Source organism: Pantoea eucalypti (genome assembly GCF_009646115.1).
In the GTDB taxonomy this organism is placed as follows: domain Bacteria; phylum Pseudomonadota; class Gammaproteobacteria; order Enterobacterales; family Enterobacteriaceae; genus Pantoea; species Pantoea eucalypti.
Map to the genome: position 1 here is coordinate 1,982,037 of NZ_CP045720.1, position 16,379 is coordinate 1,998,415.

Sequence of the window (16,379 nt, forward strand, 5' to 3'; positions counted from 1 at the left end):
GAAAAGGAGTACGGCATGAGCGCGATTTACAACAGCGAGCCGATCCCTACGGATCCAGTCCCGATTCCTGAACCGATTCCTCATCCGCAACCCCAGCCTGATCAGCCGACCGATCCGGAATATCCGCCGATAATGGATCCACCGCCGCACCGCAACATATAAAAAAAGGGCGTGCTGCCAGCAGCACGCCCTTAACTTATCAGGTACTTACTTAATCTGAAGCACATCCAGACGTGCGCTGAGGTCCGGTGCATCCTCTTCATCAGCTCGCCAGCCCACAGGCTGCAACGGCAGGGTTTCGCGGTCAAAAGCGAGATCGCCGCCATCAACGACCGCATCGCCATGCTTAATCCCTTTAAAATCGAACAGATTGATATCTGCCAGGTGCGACGGCACGACGTTTTGCATTGCGCTGAACATGGTTTCAATGCGGCCAGGATAGCGCTTATCCCAGTCACGCAACATATCGGCTACCACCTGCCGCTGCAGGTTTGGCTGAGAACCGCAGAGATTGCACGGGATAATCGGGAACTGACGCGCGTCTGAGAAACGAATGATATCTTTCTCGCGGCAGTAGGCCAGCGGACGAATCACAATCTGCTTGCCATCATCACTCATCAGTTTTGGCGGCATACCTTTCAGTTTTCCGCCGTAAAACATGTTCAGGAACAGCGTCTGCAGGATGTCATCGCGATGGTGGCCGAGCGCGATTTTAGTACAACCCAGTTCAGTCGCGACGCGATAGAGAATGCCACGGCGCAGGCGCGAGCAGAGTGAGCAGGTGGTTTTACCTTCCGGCACTTTCTCTTTGACGATGGAGTAGGTGTCTTCTTCGATAATCCGGTACTCAACGCCCTGTGCCTCAAGATATTGCGGCAGGATGTGCTCCGGGAAGCCAGGCTGTTTCTGGTCGAGGTTAACGGCAATCAGGCTGAAGTTGACCGGCGCACTTTTTTGCAGGCTGCGCAAAATTTCCAGCATGGTGTAGCTGTCTTTACCGCCCGACAGACAGACCATGATGCGGTCGCCTTCTTCAATCATATTAAAATCTGCAATGGCTTCGCCGACGTTACGACGCAGACGTTTCTGCAGCTTATTGAGGTTGTACTGTTCTTTCTTGTCAACCGTTTGATTATCTTGCATTTTTACCTATCTCAAAAACCAGAGAGCGTAGCCGAAGGGCAAATTGCTGTGCGCGTCCAGCCAGACACTTCACTGCGGTGTCACGAATATGCAGCGTATGGTACGGATTGTTGTCGCGAATGCCAGCACTGGAGTGAAGTAATCAGCGGAAAATCGCTGCCGGAGGCATCCGGCAGCGTCTCTCTTTTAAAGCAGATATTGCCGAAAAGGAATGCCGCGAGGAAGATGCTGGTGAGAGCGCGCCTTTACATCCCCAGGAAGACAGCCTGCTGGATGAGACGATGCCACGCGGGAGAATAGTGCGAGGTCAGCTGGCAGGAACATTCTTCCACTGACAATCAATTTCATCACTGTGTGTTGAGCAGGAAGGGGGGGAGGCCTTGTAAGCATCAGCACGCACATGATCTTTTTTTGCTGTACAACCGGCGATCATAAAAATGACAGAGAGAATGAATAGCGTTTTCATCGGGTCGATTTAATGAGTAAAAAAAGCAGCTTACGCAGTTATTAATCAATACTGATTAAACGGCGTGTTGTCTGTACTTGCCAGATTTGATGCGCATCAAATTAAGTCGGATACGAAACCTCACAGGGTTTATTTTGTGACCCGGAATGACTTTTACAATGTCAAAATCTGAAAATCATACTTTGTTGAATATACGTTTGACCAATCAGATAGAGACTGATCCTTATATTGCCGCTGAAGCCTGTGAAACGTTAAATTCAGATTATTTTGCTTACACACCGCGCCGTTGCTTAAGTCATTGCTGCTAAAGGTGAATATGTATCCATCAGGTTACAATGATCAGTAAATTGTCAGGATGCGGGAAAGGTGTTTTGCGTTTGATTTTTTTATTGCAACGTCCTGCGTGGATGCCGTTCGTTTCGCACATTTCGGCAATACAGCATTCCGATGAAGCCGTTTAATGACCGGGTATAAAATTAAAAAATGAATCAACATTTAACGTCTATGAAATATTCGGATAAAACAGACAAAATAAAGAAGTACGGCATCAGATTTATTATGACGCTGCTACTCTTTTCACTTTGCTATGTTGCCGTCATGTATTGCGGGGTTTTGTTGCTGGTTAACCGACACGGTTTGCTGCATTTTCTGCTGCACTAAACGCATTACCGTCAGCCACAGGCTTTAAAAATCCAGCGGTAGGCATGATGCAGAAAATGCCTGAGCACTTCCATTAAATCCTCAGCCCCTTCTTCTGCCAGACATTGTCCGGTCTCCAGCGCATTATTCACTGAATCCCGATGTTCCAGGAGCATCATGATGGCTGCGGCGCCCGCTATCAGCGTAAAAATCAGCATGCTGACTGCGAACCGATATTTAGGCGAAGTACTGGAAAGGGCGTCTTCTGAATGGTCAGAGTTCTGAGGCATTAGTTTCCGGGTAAAATGATTACGTAAATTAACAATAACGGATTATGCCATTACTTCCCGGCAGGCACTACTTTTAAGGTCAGACTCTGCGCATTTTTGATTTTTCAGAAATGGCAGGAGAAGGAGGGCGGTGACTGCCGCTCACCGCCTTCTGCAAGGTTCTTATGTCTTTGTCGCCATGTGTAGTGGCGGGTTTGTTCAGCAAACGTTTACATCATCTCCAGCGACTGTACGCCTTTTATCTCAATGACCTTATCGTAGAGGTGCGCATCATTTGACTTGCGGGACAACGTTACCTGTATGCTGAGTTCGCACAGGCCGCTCTCCTCATCACGATTAATCACCGTCACATTGCCATAACGAATACCTTCCCGCTGCATAACCAGTAGCACCAGCGGCACGCTTTTAGGCTTAAGGAAAACCAGTAACGTATGGTGCTTGCCGATTAAAACATGGCTCAGGCGGCGGAACACTTCCAGCACCACCAGCGCCAGCACTGTGCCATAAATGCCGATCTCATACATGCCGCTGCCGATTACCAGACCAATCGCTGCCGTTACCCATAATCCCGCTGCCGTGGTCAGGCCTTTCACCACCTGCTTCTGAATCATGATGGTGCCTGCGCCCAGGAAGCCCATACCGCTGACGACCTGGGCTGCAATACGACTGGGGTCCAGTGCCACATGGTCGCTGGTGAGCATATCGGCGAAACCATACTTCGACACCAGCATGAACATCGCACTGCCGATACCGACCAGAATATGGGTACGCAGTCCCGCTTCTTTGGCCCGCATCTGACGCTCCAGACCAATCAGGCCGCCAAGAATACCGGCCAGGGCGATGCGAATTAACATATCCATTAACATGGCTTTACTCCGAAATAATAGGAACCGAAAAAGGGTGACAGTTCAGCGATAGCAGGTAAACAAGATAATTCTGCTTGCAAATCACGGCGGAGAATTTTGTAAAATGCTGTTTCACCTCTCGACCCCTTGTGCTGCCTGACATATGCTGAGCCAGCCTATTATCCCCATTCCCGGAGTCCGATTGATGAAAGCAGCCACCTTTTTGCTGGCCGGTGCCGCATTATTACTCTCTGCCTGCAGTAGCAACAGTGATGATAACGAGCCACCGCAACAAGCCACCGCCGCGCACATCCAGCCTCGTGTGGTGATGTCTTCCCTGGCAGAAAGCACCTGTTCGAACGCAGGCGGAACGCTGGCGTTTTCACATCAGCTGGATGGATCACGTGTGGGCATGTGTCAGTTAGTGAATGGCCGTCGCTGCGATGAGCAGGCGTTAATTGGCGGGAACTGCGCGCGCTGATGAACAGGCCGGATAGCACCGGCCCGCATCATTAGCAGAGAATCGTCAGGCTGAGAGTCGGTTCGGGCACTCTTCACCCCGATCGAGCTGGCTAAGATTATTCAGTGTCGTCTCGGAAATGGCCGTCAGCGCTTCAGCCGTTAAAAATGCCTGATGACCGGTAAACAGTACGTTATGGCACGCTGAAAGACGACGGAACACATCGTCCTGAATCACATCATTCGACTTATCTTCAAAGAACAGGCCACGTTCATTCTCATACACATCCATGCCGAGCGCGCCGATTTTCTGCTGTTTCAGCGCATCAATCGCTGCCTGTGAATCAATCAGCCCGCCACGACTGGTGTTGATGATCATCACCCCATCGCGCATCTGACGAAACGCGTCGGCATTCAGCAGATGATGGTTTTCCGGGGTCAGCGGACAGTGCAGCGTAATGACGTGGGATTCTGTAAACAACGTCTTTAAATCAACATATTCTGCGCCCAGCTCACGCGCCTGCTCACTTGGGTAGGGATCAAACGCCAGCAGCCGCATACCAAACCCTTTCAGAATCCGCATGGTCGCAATGCCGATCTTACCCGTGCCGATAACGCCCGCCGTTTTGTTGTACATGTTAAAGCCGGTCAGTCCGTCGAGCGAAAAGTTCGCATCACGGGTACGCTGATACGCGCGATGAATACGGCGGTTGAGGGTCATCATCAGGCCGATCGTATGTTCCGCCACCGCTTCCGGTGAGTAGGCCGGCACCCGTACGACTTCCAGACCCAGCTCTTTCGCTGCAGCCAGATCGACATTATTGAAGCCAGCACAACGCAGCGCGATGTATTTCACACCCAGCCCGGCCAGCTCTTCCAGCACCGGGCGACTGCCGTCATCATTAACAAAAATGCAGACGGCATCGCAATCCACTGCGGTTTTGGCCGTGCTCTCTGAGAGTAAAAAGTCAAAAAATACCAGTTCGAAACCAAACTGCTGGTTAACCTGCTCAAGGTATTTCTGATCGTAATGTTTAGTGCTGTAAACCGCGATTTTCATCGTTGTGCTCCTGCAGAGGTGATAAACCAAGGATAACGTTTTCTGACCGACTTTGCTGAAACTGCGTATTTGCGTCCCGTGCACGCCTTCACCTCTGGCAGATTACATGCCATCATCGTTGTCAGGATACTGTAAGGAAAAGGATTATGGCTTTTATGCCACGGATGTTCCGGCGACGGCTGGCGGCCGTACTTGCGCTGATTCTCCTGCTGCTCGGCCTGATGTTGACTGTGACGCAATGGCTGCCAAGGCTGGTCGGCATCTGGCTGCCTGAGGATACCCGCATTGAACTGACGGGTGCACCGCGCTGGCGGCAGGGCGGCCTGTGGCTGCCTCAGATTCGTTACCTCGCCGGCGATTGCTCACTGGCAACCGTAAAGGCAGTGTCACTGGGCTGGCATCAGTCGCGCTGGAAGCTGGATGCGGACGAACTGGTGGTGGAGAGCACCTGCCTGCAAAAATTACCCGCCAGTGACGAGAGAACGACAGCCCCCAAAACGCTGGCCGAATGGCAGGCAATGCTACCGGGTGCCGATGTTCATCTGAACAAACTTGTCGTGGCACCCTGGCAGGCCTATGCGGGCGTGCTGGACCTGACGCTGGAAAAAGATCGCCAGCAACTTAATTATCAGGGCGACAACCTGCAACTGGCGGCGACGCTGACCGGTCAGCAGCTCGCGATCAGTCGCCTGACGCTTACCCATCCTGCGCTGCCTGAACCCATTACGCTAAGTGGTCATCTTGAGTTACCTGCTTTCGCCACCGATCTGCCGGTGAATGGCGAGGTGGACGGACAACTGGCGCTGGATGCCTTACCGCATCCGCTGCAGTTAACGCTCAGCTGGCAGCAGCAGCAGGGCGAGCTGCGCGTGGGGATGATGGATGAGAAAAGGCCGCTTCTCAGACTGCCGTGGCAAATCAGCCGCGATCAGATTCGGATCGAAAAGGGCGAGTATTTCTGGCCTCTGGCGGCTCAGCCACTGTCTGGATTTATTAACCTGACGCTGGATAACTGGCAGTCAGGCCTTGAAAACAGCCAGATTACGGGGCGCGTTAACCTGCTGACCCAGGGACGTGGCGGTAAAGGTAACGTGGTACTGGGCGTCGGTCCCGGTAACCTGAGTCTGACCAATAGCCACCTGCCGTTTCAGCTGACCGGTGAAAGCAAGCTGGCCGATCTGCAACTTTTCGGCTCTATTCCCGGCGTGCTCAACGGCTCGCTGCTCGATCCTCAGTTAGTTTTGCAACCTAAATCGCTGCTGCGCCTGCGGGGGCGACTGCTCTCCACGCTGGAAGTGGACGAAGCGCGCTGGCCGCTGGCCGGCGTGCGACTCTCCTCGCAGGGTATTGATGGCCGCCTGCAGGCCATTCTCAACGCGCACGATGCCAGCTTTGGCCGCTTCCGGCTGCATCTTGATGGTCGCGCCACAAATTTCTGGCCCGATAAGGGCGAGTGGGACTGGCGCTACTGGGGCGGGGGCGAGATGCTGCCGCTGCAGGCACGCTGGGATGTCAAAGGCACCGGCGGCTGGCACGACACGCTGATCCACCTTGATACGCTCTCCACCGGATTTAATCAGCTGGCTTATGGCAGCGTTAGCGTCGCAAAACCGCGCCTGACACTGACCGAACCCGTTAAGTGGCAGCGCGATGTGGCGCAACCTTCCTTCAAAGGCCATTTCAGACTGCAGGCGGGCCAGACCCACTTCACCTATGGCGGCCGTCTGGCTGATTCCACGCTGGACTTTGAGGCGAAAGGCCGTGATCCCGGCTATTTCCTCTGGCGGGGCGAGTTAAAAGCGGGGAGGGTTGGCCCGCTGCGGGTGAATGGCCGCTGGGACGGTGAACGGTTACGCGGTCAGGCCTGGTGGCCGGCACAGTCGCTGACCGTGTTTCAGCCGCTGCTCAGCCCCGACATGAAAATGCAGATTCAGGGCGGCAGTTTGCAGGCACAGGTCGCATTCTCCGCTGCCAGTAAACAGGGCTTCCAGGCGGGAGGCCACTGGACGGTCAAACAGGGCAGTGTCTGGACGCCGGACAGTCAGGTGAACGGTATCGACTTCTCGCTGCCGTTCAGGTTTCATGAGCAGCAATGGCAGTTTGGTCAGCATGGCCCGGTATCACTCCGCATTGCCGAGGTGAAGAACCAGTTTGCCATGCAGAATATTCGGGCCGATCTGCAGGGTAACTGGCCGTGGTCTGAACAATCCCCCCTGACTTTACAGGATGTCAGTCTTGACCTGCTTGGCGGACAGATTACGCTGCCAGCCCTGCGTATGCCGCAACATGATCCCGCCCGGGTGTCGCTGCGTAATATCAGCCTCAGCGAGCTGGTGACGGCGCTGAAGCCTAAACAGTTTGCCATGTCAGGTAAGGTTAACGGTGAGTTGCCGCTGTGGTTGAATAATCCACGCTGGCTGGTGGAGAAAGGGTGGATTGCTAACAGCGGTCCGCTGACTTTCCGGCTGGATAAAGATATGGCGGATGCGATTACCCGCAACAACGTAGCGACCGGCGCAGCGCTGGACTGGTTACGCTATATGGAAGTCTCCCGCAGCTGGGCGACAATCAATCTGAATAACCTCGGCGACCTCACTATGGAAGCGCAGGTACAGGGCGTCAGCCAGTTCAGTAACCGTCGTCAGACGGTCAATCTTAACTATCGTCATCAGGAAAACCTGTTTCAGCTCTGGCGCAGCCTGCGCTTTGGCGATAATTTGCAATCCTGGTTAGAGCAACATGCGACTTTGCCATCGAACAAGGACACTTCACCATGAGCCTGAGGCCATTACTGGTTCTGGCAGCCGGACTGCTGAGCATCGGATGCGTGCCACGCATTGAAGTCACGGCACCCAAAGACCCTATCACCATCAATATGAATGTAAAAATCGAGCATGAGATCCACATCAAAGTTGATAAAGACGTGGAAGCGTTACTGAAAAACCAGAGCGGACTGTTCTGAGGAGAGCCATGATGAAACGCATAAGCGCGGCGCTGTTACTTGCCCTGACGATGGCGCACCCTGCCTGGGCACTGACGCTCGACGAGGCAAGGCAATCAGGCCGTGCAGGTGAAACGCTCTCCGGCTATCTGGCGGCACGTTCGCAGGACAGTGAAACGCTGGCGCTGGTGCAGCGGATTAATGCCGGGCGTCAGCAGGAGTATCAGCGGCTGGCCGGGCAGAACAATCTCTCCACGGCCGATGTGGCCAGCATTGCCGGACAGAAGCTGGTGAGCCGTGCTGCAGCGGGAGAGTATGTGCGTGGCATTAATGGTCAATGGCTGAGAAAAGAGGCAGACAGCAGCAACTAACCGGCGAAAAAAAACCGGGCACAGGCCCGGTCTTTGACAGCGTCATCCTGAGATGGCTGAGAATTATGCGGTCACGATCTGCGTGATAGCATCTTTCGCTTCAGCGGTCGCTTTGCTGGCCACTTCCGGACCGTAGGCGATGCCTTCAGCAAACACGAACTCAACGTCAGTGATGCCGATGAAGCCAAGGAACAGCTTGACGTAAGGGGTCAGCAGGTCAGTTGGGGTATCTTTGTGAATGCCACCACGGCTTGAGATAACCACTGCAGTTTTGCCTTTAACCAGACCTTCCGGGCCTGCTTCGGTGTAGCGGAACGTCACGCCAGCACGGGCAATCAGGTCGAAATAGTTTTTCAGCTGCGTAGGGATGTTGAAGTTGTACATTGGCGCGGCAATGACGATTTCATCATGAGCCTGCAGTTCTGCAATCAGTTCATCGGACAGATCCAGTGCTTCCTGCTGACGCGGGGAGAGTGGCGTATCAGAAGGACGCATTGCACCCACTAACTCACCATCCAGAACCGGAATCGGGTTAGCCGCCAGGTCACGTACAGTAACTTCTTTACCCTGTGCCTTTGCCTGTTCAACGTAGAAGTCAGCGAGCTGGCTTGATTGTGAGTAGCCTGCAAGGATGCTTGATTTCAGAACTAAAACTGTGCTCATGGTGGTTTCCTGTCTGTTACGCGGAAGACTTTCCGCTCAATGGTTTACACTCTACGGTTATCGATGGCGCGGTGAAAGCGCAATATTTCGAGACCCATGTTCGAATTTATTGAATAAGCGTAACCGGGAGCGGCCGCCTGAACAGTTCAGAATGTGCTATGATACGCGCAATTATTTTATTGAATCAGCTGGTTACCCCGGCTTCTGGGCGCTGCTTTATGTAGCGACACCGTCTGAGTAAGGTACGTCACAATTATGTCATCACCCGATACTTCCCCACTGGCAGCGCTCTGGTCACGGCTCGACGGTTTAATGCTGCGCGATCGCCAGCGGCTGCAGCGCCGCCTGCAGGGAGCCAGAAAAACCAAAAATCCTGAGGCGCAGCAGGGCATTGCCAGCGAGCTGGCGCTGGAGTTCGTCGCCGCCGAACAGCGCGTGGCCCAGCGCCGCGCGGCTACCCCAGCGATTACGTTCCCGGACAATCTGCCGGTGAGTCAGAAGCAGCAGGATATTGCTGAGGCGATTCGCGATCATCAGGTGGTGATTGTCGCTGGTGAAACCGGTTCAGGTAAAACCACCCAGTTGCCGAAAATTTGTCTGGCACTGGGACGCGGTGTTACCGGGCTGATTGGCCATACTCAGCCGCGCCGTCTGGCCGCGCGGACCGTGGCGAACCGCATTGCCGATGAGCTCAGCACCTCACTGGGCGGCTGTGTCGGCTACAAAGTGCGGTTCAACGACCAGGTCAGCGATCTGACGCAGATTAAACTGATGACTGACGGGATTCTGCTGGCGGAAATCCAGCAGGATCGCCTGCTGATGCAATATGACACCATCATCATTGATGAAGCCCATGAACGCAGCCTGAATATCGACTTCCTGCTCGGTTACCTGCGTGAGCTGTTGCCGCGCCGCCCCGATCTGAAGGTCATCATCACTTCCGCTACCATCGATCCTCAGCGCTTCTCCCGTCATTTCAATAATGCGCCGGTTATTGAAGTTTCTGGCCGCACGTATCCTGTTGAAGTGCGCTATCGTCCGGTGGTCGAAGAGGCGGATGATGGCGACCGTGATCAGCTGCAGGCGATTTTTGATGCGGTGGATGAACTGGGACGGGAAAGCCGTGGCGATATCCTGATCTTTATGAGCGGCGAGCGCGAAATACGCGACACCGCCGACGCGCTCAACAAACGCGATCTGCCGCACACCGAAGTGCTGCCACTCTATGCCCGGCTGTCCAATGCTGAGCAGAATCGGGTGTTTCAGTCGCACAGCGGTCGTCGCATCGTGCTGGCGACCAACGTTGCGGAAACCTCACTGACGGTGCCTGGAATTAAATATGTGATCGATCCCGGCACGGCGCGTATCAGCCGTTACAGCTTCCGCACCAAAGTGCAGCGTCTGCCGATTGAGCCCATATCCCAGGCGTCTGCCAATCAGCGTAAAGGGCGCTGCGGGCGTGTGTCAGACGGTATCTGTATTCGCCTCTACGCAGAAGATGACTTCCTGAGTCGTCCGGCCTTTACCGATCCTGAAATCCTGCGCACCAACCTGGCATCGGTGATCCTGCAGATGACCTCGCTGGGTCTGGGCGATATTGCCGCCTTCCCGTTTGTGGAAGCACCCGATAAACGCAATATTCAGGATGGTGTCCGTCTGCTGGAAGAGCTGGGGGCGCTGACGCTGAATGAAGAGAACGGCCACTACAAGCTGACCGGATCCGGGCGTCAGCTGGCGCAGCTGCCCGTGGATCCTCGCCTGGCGCGGATGGTGCTGGAAGCGCAGAAATTTGGCTGCGTGCGCGAAGTGATGATTATCACCGCAGGCCTGTCGATTCAGGATCCCCGTGAGCGTCCGGCAGATAAAAAGCAGGCTTCGGATGAGAAGCATCGACGCTTTGCTGATAAAGACTCCGACTTTCTTGCCTACGTGAATCTCTGGAACTATCTGGCGGATCAGCAGAAAGCGCTGTCCGGCAATGTTTTCCGTCGTCAGTGCAAAACCGACTTCCTTAACTATCTGCGCGTGCGGGAATGGCAGGATATCTATACCCAGCTGCGGCAGGTGGTGCGGGAACTGGGGATTCCGGTGAACAGCGAACCGGCTGAGCTGCAGCCCGTTCACTGTGCGCTGTTAAGTGGTCTGCTGTCGCACATCGGTCAGAAAGATGCCGATAAGCAGGAGTATACCGGTGCACGCAACACCCGCTTCGCCATCTTCCCTGGCTCCGGGCTGTTTAAGAAGCCGCCGAAGTGGGCCATGGTCGCGGAGCTGGTTGAGACCAGCCGCCTGTGGGGCCGCACGGCGGGGCGCATTGAGCCAGAGTGGATTGAGCCGCTGGCGCAGCATCTGATTAAGCGCAGCTACAGCGAACCGCACTGGGAGAAATCGCAGGGCGCGGTGATGGCCGCTGAAAAAGTCACGCTCTATGGTCTGCCGATTGTGGCCGCTCGCAAAGTGAACTATGGCAGCATCGATCCTACACTGAGCCGTGAGCTGTTTATCCGCCACGCGCTGGTGGAAGGCGACTGGCAGACGCGTCATGCTTTCTTCCGGGCTAACCAGAAGCTGCGTAGTGAAGTGGAAGATCTGGAACACAAATCCCGTCGCCGCGACATCATGGTGGATGACGAAACGCTGTTTGCTTTTTATGACCAGCGCATTGGCAAAGAGGTGGTGTCGGCGAAGCATTTTGACAGCTGGTGGAAGCAGGCCAGCCGTGAAAACGCCGAGCTGCTGAACTTCGACAAGCAGATGCTGATCAAAGAAGGCGCGGATAAAGTCAGCCAGCTCGACTACCCCAATTTCTGGCATCAGGGCAACCTCAAACTCAGGCTGAGTTATCAGTTCGAGCCAGGTGCCGATGCGGATGGCGTCACGGTGCATATTCCGCTGCCGCTGCTGAATCAGGTTGAGGATAGCGGCTTTGAATGGCAGATCCCAGGCGTGCGTCGTGAGCTGATCATCGCGCTGATTAAGTCGCTGCCCAAACCGCTGCGCCGTAATCTGGTGCCAGCTCCCAACTACGCTGAAGCGTTTCTGGGACGCGTGAAGGCGATGGAGATGCCACTGCTTGATGCGCTGTCGCGTGAGTTTCGCCGCATGACCGGTGTCACGCTGGAACGTGAAAACTGGCAGTGGGAACAGGTGCCCGATCATCTGAAAATGACGTTCCGCGTGGTAGACGAGCACAACCGTAAACTGCTGGAAGGTAAAGATCTCACCGCGCTCAAGGCGCAGCTGAAAGATAAAGTGCAGGAAACGCTATCGAAAGTGGCGGATGACGGGCTGGAGCAGAGCGGACTGCACATCTGGAGCTTCGGCGATCTGCCGCGCAGCTATGAACAGAAGCGCGGCAGCTATCAGGTCAAAGCCTGGCCTGCGCTGGTCGATGAGAAAGAGAGCGTCGCCATTCGCCTGTTTGACAGCGAGCAGGAGCAGCAAAAAATGATGTGGCGCGGTCAGCGTCGCTTGCTGCTGCTGAATGTGCCGTCTCCGGTTAAGTATCTGCATGAGAAGCTGCCGAATAAAGCCAAGCTCGGACTCTACTTTAACCCCTATGGCAAAGTGCTGGAGCTCATCGACGACTGTATCGCCTGTGGTATTGATAAGCTGATAGGTGAAGCGGGCGGTCCGGCCTGGGACCAGGGCGCGTTTGAGCAGTTGCGTGACAAAGTGCGCGGTGAACTCAATGAGACCGTTGTGACGATCGCACAACAGGTTGAGCAGATCCTCACGGCCGTCTTCAACATCAATAAGCGTCTGAAAGGCCGGGTTGATATGACCATGGCGCTGGCATTATCGGATATCAAGGCGCAGGTAAATGGTCTGGTCTATCGCGGCTTTGTCACCGGCAATGGCTGGCAGCGACTGGCCGATACGCTGCGTTATCTGAATGGTATTGAACGGCGGCTCGAAAAGCTGCCTGCTGACCCGCACAGCGATCGGGCGCGCATGTTAAAAGTGCAGGCAGTGGAACAGGCGTATCAGGCGTGGCGTAATAAGTTGCCGCCGCAGCGTCAGGATGATGAAGAGGTTCAGAACATCCGCTGGATGATTGAAGAGCTACGTATCAGCTACTTTGCTCAGCAGTTAGGCACACCTTATCCCATTTCAGATAAGCGCATCCTGCAGACGATGGAACAGATAGCGGCTTAAAAAGCCAGGGTGCGCGTCTTAACAGGCGCGCACCCAATGGTAAAGCGTCAGTGCGGTTACTGCGCGAGGGATTCCAGCTTGTCTTTAAACGAGGTGACCGAAATTGCGCGGTTGTCAGCCAGATAGCGATCTTTCGCTGCGGGCGCAGAGCTTTGTACCGCGATTAACTGCCAGCCATTATCGCTTTTAAGCAGCAGCGGTGAACCACTGTCACCCGGCAGCGTGTCACACTGATGCGACAGCACCGCACGTTGCGCCCAGCCGGTAATCAGGCAATCGCTATGGGAGTAGAGCGTATCCAGATGATCGGCCGGATAGCCTGCCTGCGTCACTTTACGTCCGGTCAGCTTCAGCGCCGCCGTGAGATCGCTGCGTGAGCCATCAAACAAGGGAATGGGCGTAATCGCTGAAGGCGGATTGCGTAATATCACAATGCCGTAATCATAGGGTGCTGCACTGCTCGGCACGATCCAGCCTTCGCCATCCGCTTTTAATTTTGACGCCAGCGAAGGTTCCACCCGCGCATCAATATCATGAAGCTCGTAGCGCCAGCCTTTATCGCTGGCCATAAATCGCAGCGCAACCGGCTTATCGAAATTCCCGGGCGGGGAAAGCAGACAGTGTCCGGCGGTCAGGGCCAGATGGGGAGAGATGAGCGTGGCAGTACAGAGGTTACCACTTTCGGTTTCCAGCTGGCCAATGGCATCCCAGGGGGCAGCAGTAATATCGGTGATTGCCTGGCGATGATCCTTGCCGAAGAACAGCATCTTAATCTCAGCAGGAGTAGGTGAGTCATCGTCATCATCGGCATGAACCGTGGTGGCAAAGCTGAAGAGTCCAACCATTAACAAGGTAGCCAGGCGCATAGAAATCTCAATGGCGAGAAAAAATTAACGTTATTGTTATTACGTAAGTACGGTAACTATAGTCGGTGAGCGTTGAAAAAGGGAGTTTTATTGGTTAATCAGTACGCTACAGCGTCTAAATAAAAAAGCTGGCTGCAACAATGCCACACAGGATCATAACAAGCAGAATAATTTCGAAGCGATAGCGACGCACTATTTCATCCACTCTCGTCATTTCATCCACTCCAGTAAAGAAACACCCGGCAGAACCGGGTGTTTTTATTCATCATCTCGTGGCCGTGCGCTGAAGGCGACCTTAGTTTTTAGCTGCTGGTTTCACAACTTTTTTGTGGTGCATTTTCTTAGCAGCCTGCGCTTTCTGGGCAGCTGGTTTAGTTACTTTTTTGTGGTGCATTTTTTTAGCAGCCTGAGCTTTCTGGGCAGCTGGTTTAGTTACTTTTTTGTGATGAACTTTTTTAGCAGCCTGCGCTTTCTGAGCGGCTGGTTTAGTTACTTTTTTGTGGTGAACTTTTTTAGCGGCCTGAGCTTTCTGTGCAGCAGGTTTTACCGCTTTTTTGTGGTGAACTTTTTTAGCAGCCTGCGCTTTCTGCGCTGCATCTTTTTTCACCGCTTTTTTGTGGTGTTTCTTAGCAGCCTGGGCTTTCTGAGCAGCTTTATGGTGTTTCTTGTGCGCAGTCTTGTGAACAGTTTTAGCCGGTGCTGCAGCGGCAGGAGTAGTAGTTGTTGCGGCTGGCGCAGCAGCTGGAGCAGCTGTGGTGTCAGCAGCGAAAGCAACAGAAGACATACCCATAGCAGCGGCGACAACCAGTGCAAATAATTTTTTCATCGCAAATCCCTCGGAGACTATTTTTTCATGTGTAGCCCACTGCGGGGCCGGTGAAGAGACTATAGGGAAATCAATGAACGGTGTCCGTGGGTGTTTGGTATCGGCGTGTAACCGATTGTACAAAGGCGGGAAAGGGCGGTCAGATGACCGCCCGAAAGCTTAGCTATTAAGGTAACGTTGTTCAAGGTGCTGGCGGAAGAAAGCCGGGTTCAGCGCTTCGCCAGTGGCGTTGATCAGCAACTGGTCGGTCTGGAAACGGCTGCCGTGCTGCCAGATATTCTGTTGCAGCCAGTCGAACACCGGCTGCAGCTCACCATGCTGAATCAGCTCACTGAGCTGAGGAATAGCCTTCTGTAACGACTGGAACAGCTGCGCGGCGTACATTGCGCCCAGCGTATAGGTGGGGAAGTAGCCGAAGGCGCCGTCGGTCCAGTGAATATCCTGCATACAGCCATCGCGGTAGTTACCCCGCGTATCCAGCCCCAGCGACTGCATCATCTTCTCATCCCACAGCGCCGGGATATCTTCAACCTCAATGTCCCCTTCGATCAACGCCTGCTCAATTTCGTAGCGTAAAATGACATGCGCCGGATAGCTGAGCTCGTCAGCGTCAACCCGGATCAGGCCAGGCAAAACCCGCTGGGTCAGGCGCACGAAATTATCCGCCAGCAGGGCGGGTTGATCGCCAAAGGTGGCGATCACCTGCGGCAGAATGCGCTGCAGGAATTCACGGCTGCGACCAAGCTGCATCTCCATAAACAGGCTTTGTGATTCGTGGATAGCCGTTGATCGCGCCAGTGCTACCGGCTGACCGCGCCACTGCTTCGGCAGATTTTGTTCATAGCGAGCATGGCCGGTTTCGTGAATCACGCCCATCATGGCACTGAGAAACTCATTCTCATTGTAACGGGTGGTAATGCGCACATCTTCCGGCACACCGCCACAGAAGGGATGTGCACTGATGTCCAGACGACCGTGGTTAAAGTCGAAACCCAGCGTCTCCATAATGCTCAGACCTAGCTGCCGCTGCGCAGGCACGGCGAATGGCCCCTGCGGCGTTATGACCTTCTGCTGTGCCTGTTTTTCCACGACCTGCTGTAAGAGGTCAGGTAGCCAGGTTTTCAGTTCGCCAAAGGTTTGATCCAGTCGGGCCCGGGTCATACCTGGTTCATAGAGATCCAGCAGCGCATCGTAACGGGAACAGCCACTGGCGTCGGCGCGGCGCTGGGCCTCTTCACGGCTCAGGCGGACCACCTCTTTGAGGTTGGCGGCAAAACCCTGCCAGTCATTGGCGGGACGCTGAGTGCGCCATGCATGTTCGCAGACCGAACCGGCGATCGATTTGGCTTCAACAAAATCATCAGGCAGCAGCGTTGCCTGCTGATATGCGCGCTGCATCTCGTTGAGATTGGCCCGCTCGACATCGTTCAGCGACTGCTGCTCAGCAGCCTTAAGCCACTCACCGACCTGAGGGGCAGTCAGAATCTGGTGTTGCAGCACGCTCATTTCAGCCAGTGCTTCACCGCGAGCCTGACTGCCGCCCGGCGGCATGGTGGTCTGCATGTCGCATCCGGCAATCGCCGTGACGTGACTGAAACGGGACAGGCGCTGGAAAGTTTTGGTCAGTTGTTGATACGCTGAGGTCACGTAAG

General features: G+C 54.5%; 15 protein-coding genes. 6 read left to right on the forward strand and 9 right to left on the reverse strand.

What is annotated here, in order from left to right:
• Positions 1-15 precede the first annotated feature (15 nt).
• Positions 16-162, forward strand: a complete 147-nt coding sequence (gene ynaL, locus EE896_RS22385; protein WP_003853775.1) for a proline-rich small protein YnaL — start codon at positions 16-18, stop codon at positions 160-162.
• Between the two features lie 45 nt (positions 163-207).
• Here the strand turns inward: ynaL and ttcA are convergent, their stop codons facing one another.
• The 3 genes from ttcA to EE896_RS09180 all read right to left on the reverse strand — a co-directional run bounded on the left by ttcA (position 208) and on the right by EE896_RS09180 (position 3,404).
• Positions 208-1,143 (reverse strand): tRNA 2-thiocytidine(32) synthetase TtcA, encoded by a 936-nt coding sequence (ttcA, locus tag EE896_RS09170; RefSeq protein ID WP_008925249.1) that lies wholly within the window; start codon positions 1,141-1,143, stop codon positions 208-210.
• A gap of 1,137 nt (positions 1,144-2,280) precedes the next feature.
• Positions 2,281-2,538: a hypothetical protein gene (locus EE896_RS09175; RefSeq protein WP_078804442.1), complete on the reverse strand. Its 258-nt coding sequence runs from the start codon at positions 2,536-2,538 to the stop codon at positions 2,281-2,283.
• A 209-nt stretch (positions 2,539-2,747) separates the two neighbouring features.
• Positions 2,748-3,404, reverse strand: coding sequence for an MgtC/SapB family protein (locus tag EE896_RS09180; protein WP_003853765.1), 657 nt, complete (start codon positions 3,402-3,404; stop codon positions 2,748-2,750).
• Between the two features lie 184 nt (positions 3,405-3,588).
• Here EE896_RS09180 and EE896_RS09185 point away from each other — a divergent pair, with 184 nt between their 5' ends.
• Positions 3,589-3,864, forward strand: a complete 276-nt coding sequence (locus tag EE896_RS09185; RefSeq protein ID WP_003853763.1) for a putative hemolysin — start codon at positions 3,589-3,591, stop codon at positions 3,862-3,864.
• A 45-nt stretch (positions 3,865-3,909) separates the two neighbouring features.
• On the opposite strand, the gene EE896_RS09190 is transcribed toward EE896_RS09185, so the two are convergent.
• Entirely contained in the window at positions 3,910-4,902 is a 993-nt protein-coding gene (locus EE896_RS09190) for a 2-hydroxyacid dehydrogenase (protein WP_003853762.1), read from the reverse strand.
• A gap of 146 nt (positions 4,903-5,048) precedes the next feature.
• Here EE896_RS09190 and EE896_RS09195 point away from each other — a divergent pair, with 146 nt between their 5' ends.
• From EE896_RS09195 to EE896_RS09205, 3 genes are read left to right on the forward strand one after another with little or no spacing between them, the layout of a single operon-like run.
• Complete coding sequence (locus EE896_RS09195) at positions 5,049-7,679, forward strand: YdbH family protein (RefSeq protein ID WP_140915443.1); 2,631 nt, start codon at positions 5,049-5,051, stop codon at positions 7,677-7,679.
• Entirely contained in the window at positions 7,676-7,864 is a 189-nt protein-coding gene (locus tag EE896_RS09200) for a YnbE family lipoprotein (RefSeq protein WP_003853757.1), read from the forward strand. The genes EE896_RS09195 and EE896_RS09200 overlap by 4 nt, the downstream gene beginning before the upstream one ends.
• 11 nt (positions 7,865-7,875) lie before the next feature.
• Positions 7,876-8,214: a YdbL family probable chaperone protein gene (locus EE896_RS09205; RefSeq protein ID WP_039660490.1), complete on the forward strand. Its 339-nt coding sequence runs from the start codon at positions 7,876-7,878 to the stop codon at positions 8,212-8,214.
• A 63-nt stretch (positions 8,215-8,277) separates the two neighbouring features.
• Here EE896_RS09205 and azoR read toward each other — a convergent pair whose 3' ends face one another.
• Entirely contained in the window at positions 8,278-8,877 is a 600-nt protein-coding gene (azoR, locus tag EE896_RS09210) for an FMN-dependent NADH-azoreductase (protein ID WP_140033388.1), read from the reverse strand.
• 255 nt (positions 8,878-9,132) lie between these two features.
• On the opposite strand from azoR, the gene hrpA reads away from it, so the two are divergent.
• Positions 9,133-13,035 carry an ATP-dependent RNA helicase HrpA gene (gene hrpA, locus EE896_RS09215; protein ID WP_140915442.1) on the forward strand — a complete coding sequence of 1,301 codons (3,903 nt, stop codon included), beginning with the start codon at positions 9,133-9,135 and terminating at the stop codon, positions 13,033-13,035.
• Between the two features lie 56 nt (positions 13,036-13,091).
• On the opposite strand, the gene EE896_RS09220 is transcribed toward hrpA, so the two are convergent.
• From EE896_RS09220 to EE896_RS09230, 4 genes are all read right to left on the reverse strand, one after another.
• Positions 13,092-13,901 (reverse strand): trypsin-like serine peptidase, encoded by an 810-nt coding sequence (locus EE896_RS09220; protein WP_003853749.1) that lies wholly within the window; start codon positions 13,899-13,901, stop codon positions 13,092-13,094.
• A 115-nt stretch (positions 13,902-14,016) separates the two neighbouring features.
• Positions 14,017-14,115 (reverse strand): small membrane protein YdgU, encoded by a 99-nt coding sequence (gene ydgU, locus EE896_RS22940; protein WP_008925242.1) that lies wholly within the window; start codon positions 14,113-14,115, stop codon positions 14,017-14,019.
• 81 nt (positions 14,116-14,196) lie between these two features.
• Positions 14,197-14,727, reverse strand: coding sequence for an acid resistance repetitive basic protein Asr (asr, locus tag EE896_RS09225; RefSeq protein WP_003853747.1), 531 nt, complete (start codon positions 14,725-14,727; stop codon positions 14,197-14,199).
• 159 nt (positions 14,728-14,886) lie between these two features.
• Positions 14,887-16,374 carry a carboxypeptidase M32 gene (locus EE896_RS09230; RefSeq protein ID WP_078804437.1) on the reverse strand — a complete coding sequence of 496 codons (1,488 nt, stop codon included), beginning with the start codon at positions 16,372-16,374 and terminating at the stop codon, positions 14,887-14,889.
• Positions 16,375-16,379 lie beyond the last annotated feature (5 nt).

What these genes read in the sequence shown, in the direction of transcription:
- EE896_RS09220 (WP_003853749.1), bottom strand. Translation starts at nt 13,901, where the DNA reads ATGCGCCTGGCTACCTTGTTAATGGTTGGACTCTTCAGCTTTGCCACC.
- ydgU (WP_008925242.1), bottom strand. Translation starts at nt 14,115, where the DNA reads ATGACGAGAGTGGATGAAATAGTGCGTCGCTATCGCTTCGAAATTATT.
- EE896_RS09205 (WP_039660490.1), top strand. Translation starts at nt 7,876, where the DNA reads ATGAAACGCATAAGCGCGGCGCTGTTACTTGCCCTGACGATGGCGCAC.
- EE896_RS09175 (WP_078804442.1), bottom strand. Translation starts at nt 2,538, where the DNA reads ATGCCTCAGAACTCTGACCATTCAGAAGACGCCCTTTCCAGTACTTCG.
- azoR (WP_140033388.1), bottom strand. Translation starts at nt 8,877, where the DNA reads ATGAGCACAGTTTTAGTTCTGAAATCAAGCATCCTTGCAGGCTACTCA.
- ttcA (WP_008925249.1), bottom strand. Translation starts at nt 1,143, where the DNA reads ATGCAAGATAATCAAACGGTTGACAAGAAAGAACAGTACAACCTCAAT.
- hrpA (WP_140915442.1), top strand. Translation starts at nt 9,133, where the DNA reads ATGTCATCACCCGATACTTCCCCACTGGCAGCGCTCTGGTCACGGCTC.
- EE896_RS09195 (WP_140915443.1), top strand. Translation starts at nt 5,049, where the DNA reads ATGGCTTTTATGCCACGGATGTTCCGGCGACGGCTGGCGGCCGTACTT.
- EE896_RS09200 (WP_003853757.1), top strand. Translation starts at nt 7,676, where the DNA reads ATGAGCCTGAGGCCATTACTGGTTCTGGCAGCCGGACTGCTGAGCATC.
- EE896_RS09180 (WP_003853765.1), bottom strand. Translation starts at nt 3,404, where the DNA reads ATGTTAATGGATATGTTAATTCGCATCGCCCTGGCCGGTATTCTTGGC.
- EE896_RS09190 (WP_003853762.1), bottom strand. Translation starts at nt 4,902, where the DNA reads ATGAAAATCGCGGTTTACAGCACTAAACATTACGATCAGAAATACCTT.
- ynaL (WP_003853775.1), top strand. Translation starts at nt 16, where the DNA reads ATGAGCGCGATTTACAACAGCGAGCCGATCCCTACGGATCCAGTCCCG.
- asr (WP_003853747.1), bottom strand. Translation starts at nt 14,727, where the DNA reads ATGAAAAAATTATTTGCACTGGTTGTCGCCGCTGCTATGGGTATGTCT.
- EE896_RS09185 (WP_003853763.1), top strand. Translation starts at nt 3,589, where the DNA reads ATGAAAGCAGCCACCTTTTTGCTGGCCGGTGCCGCATTATTACTCTCT.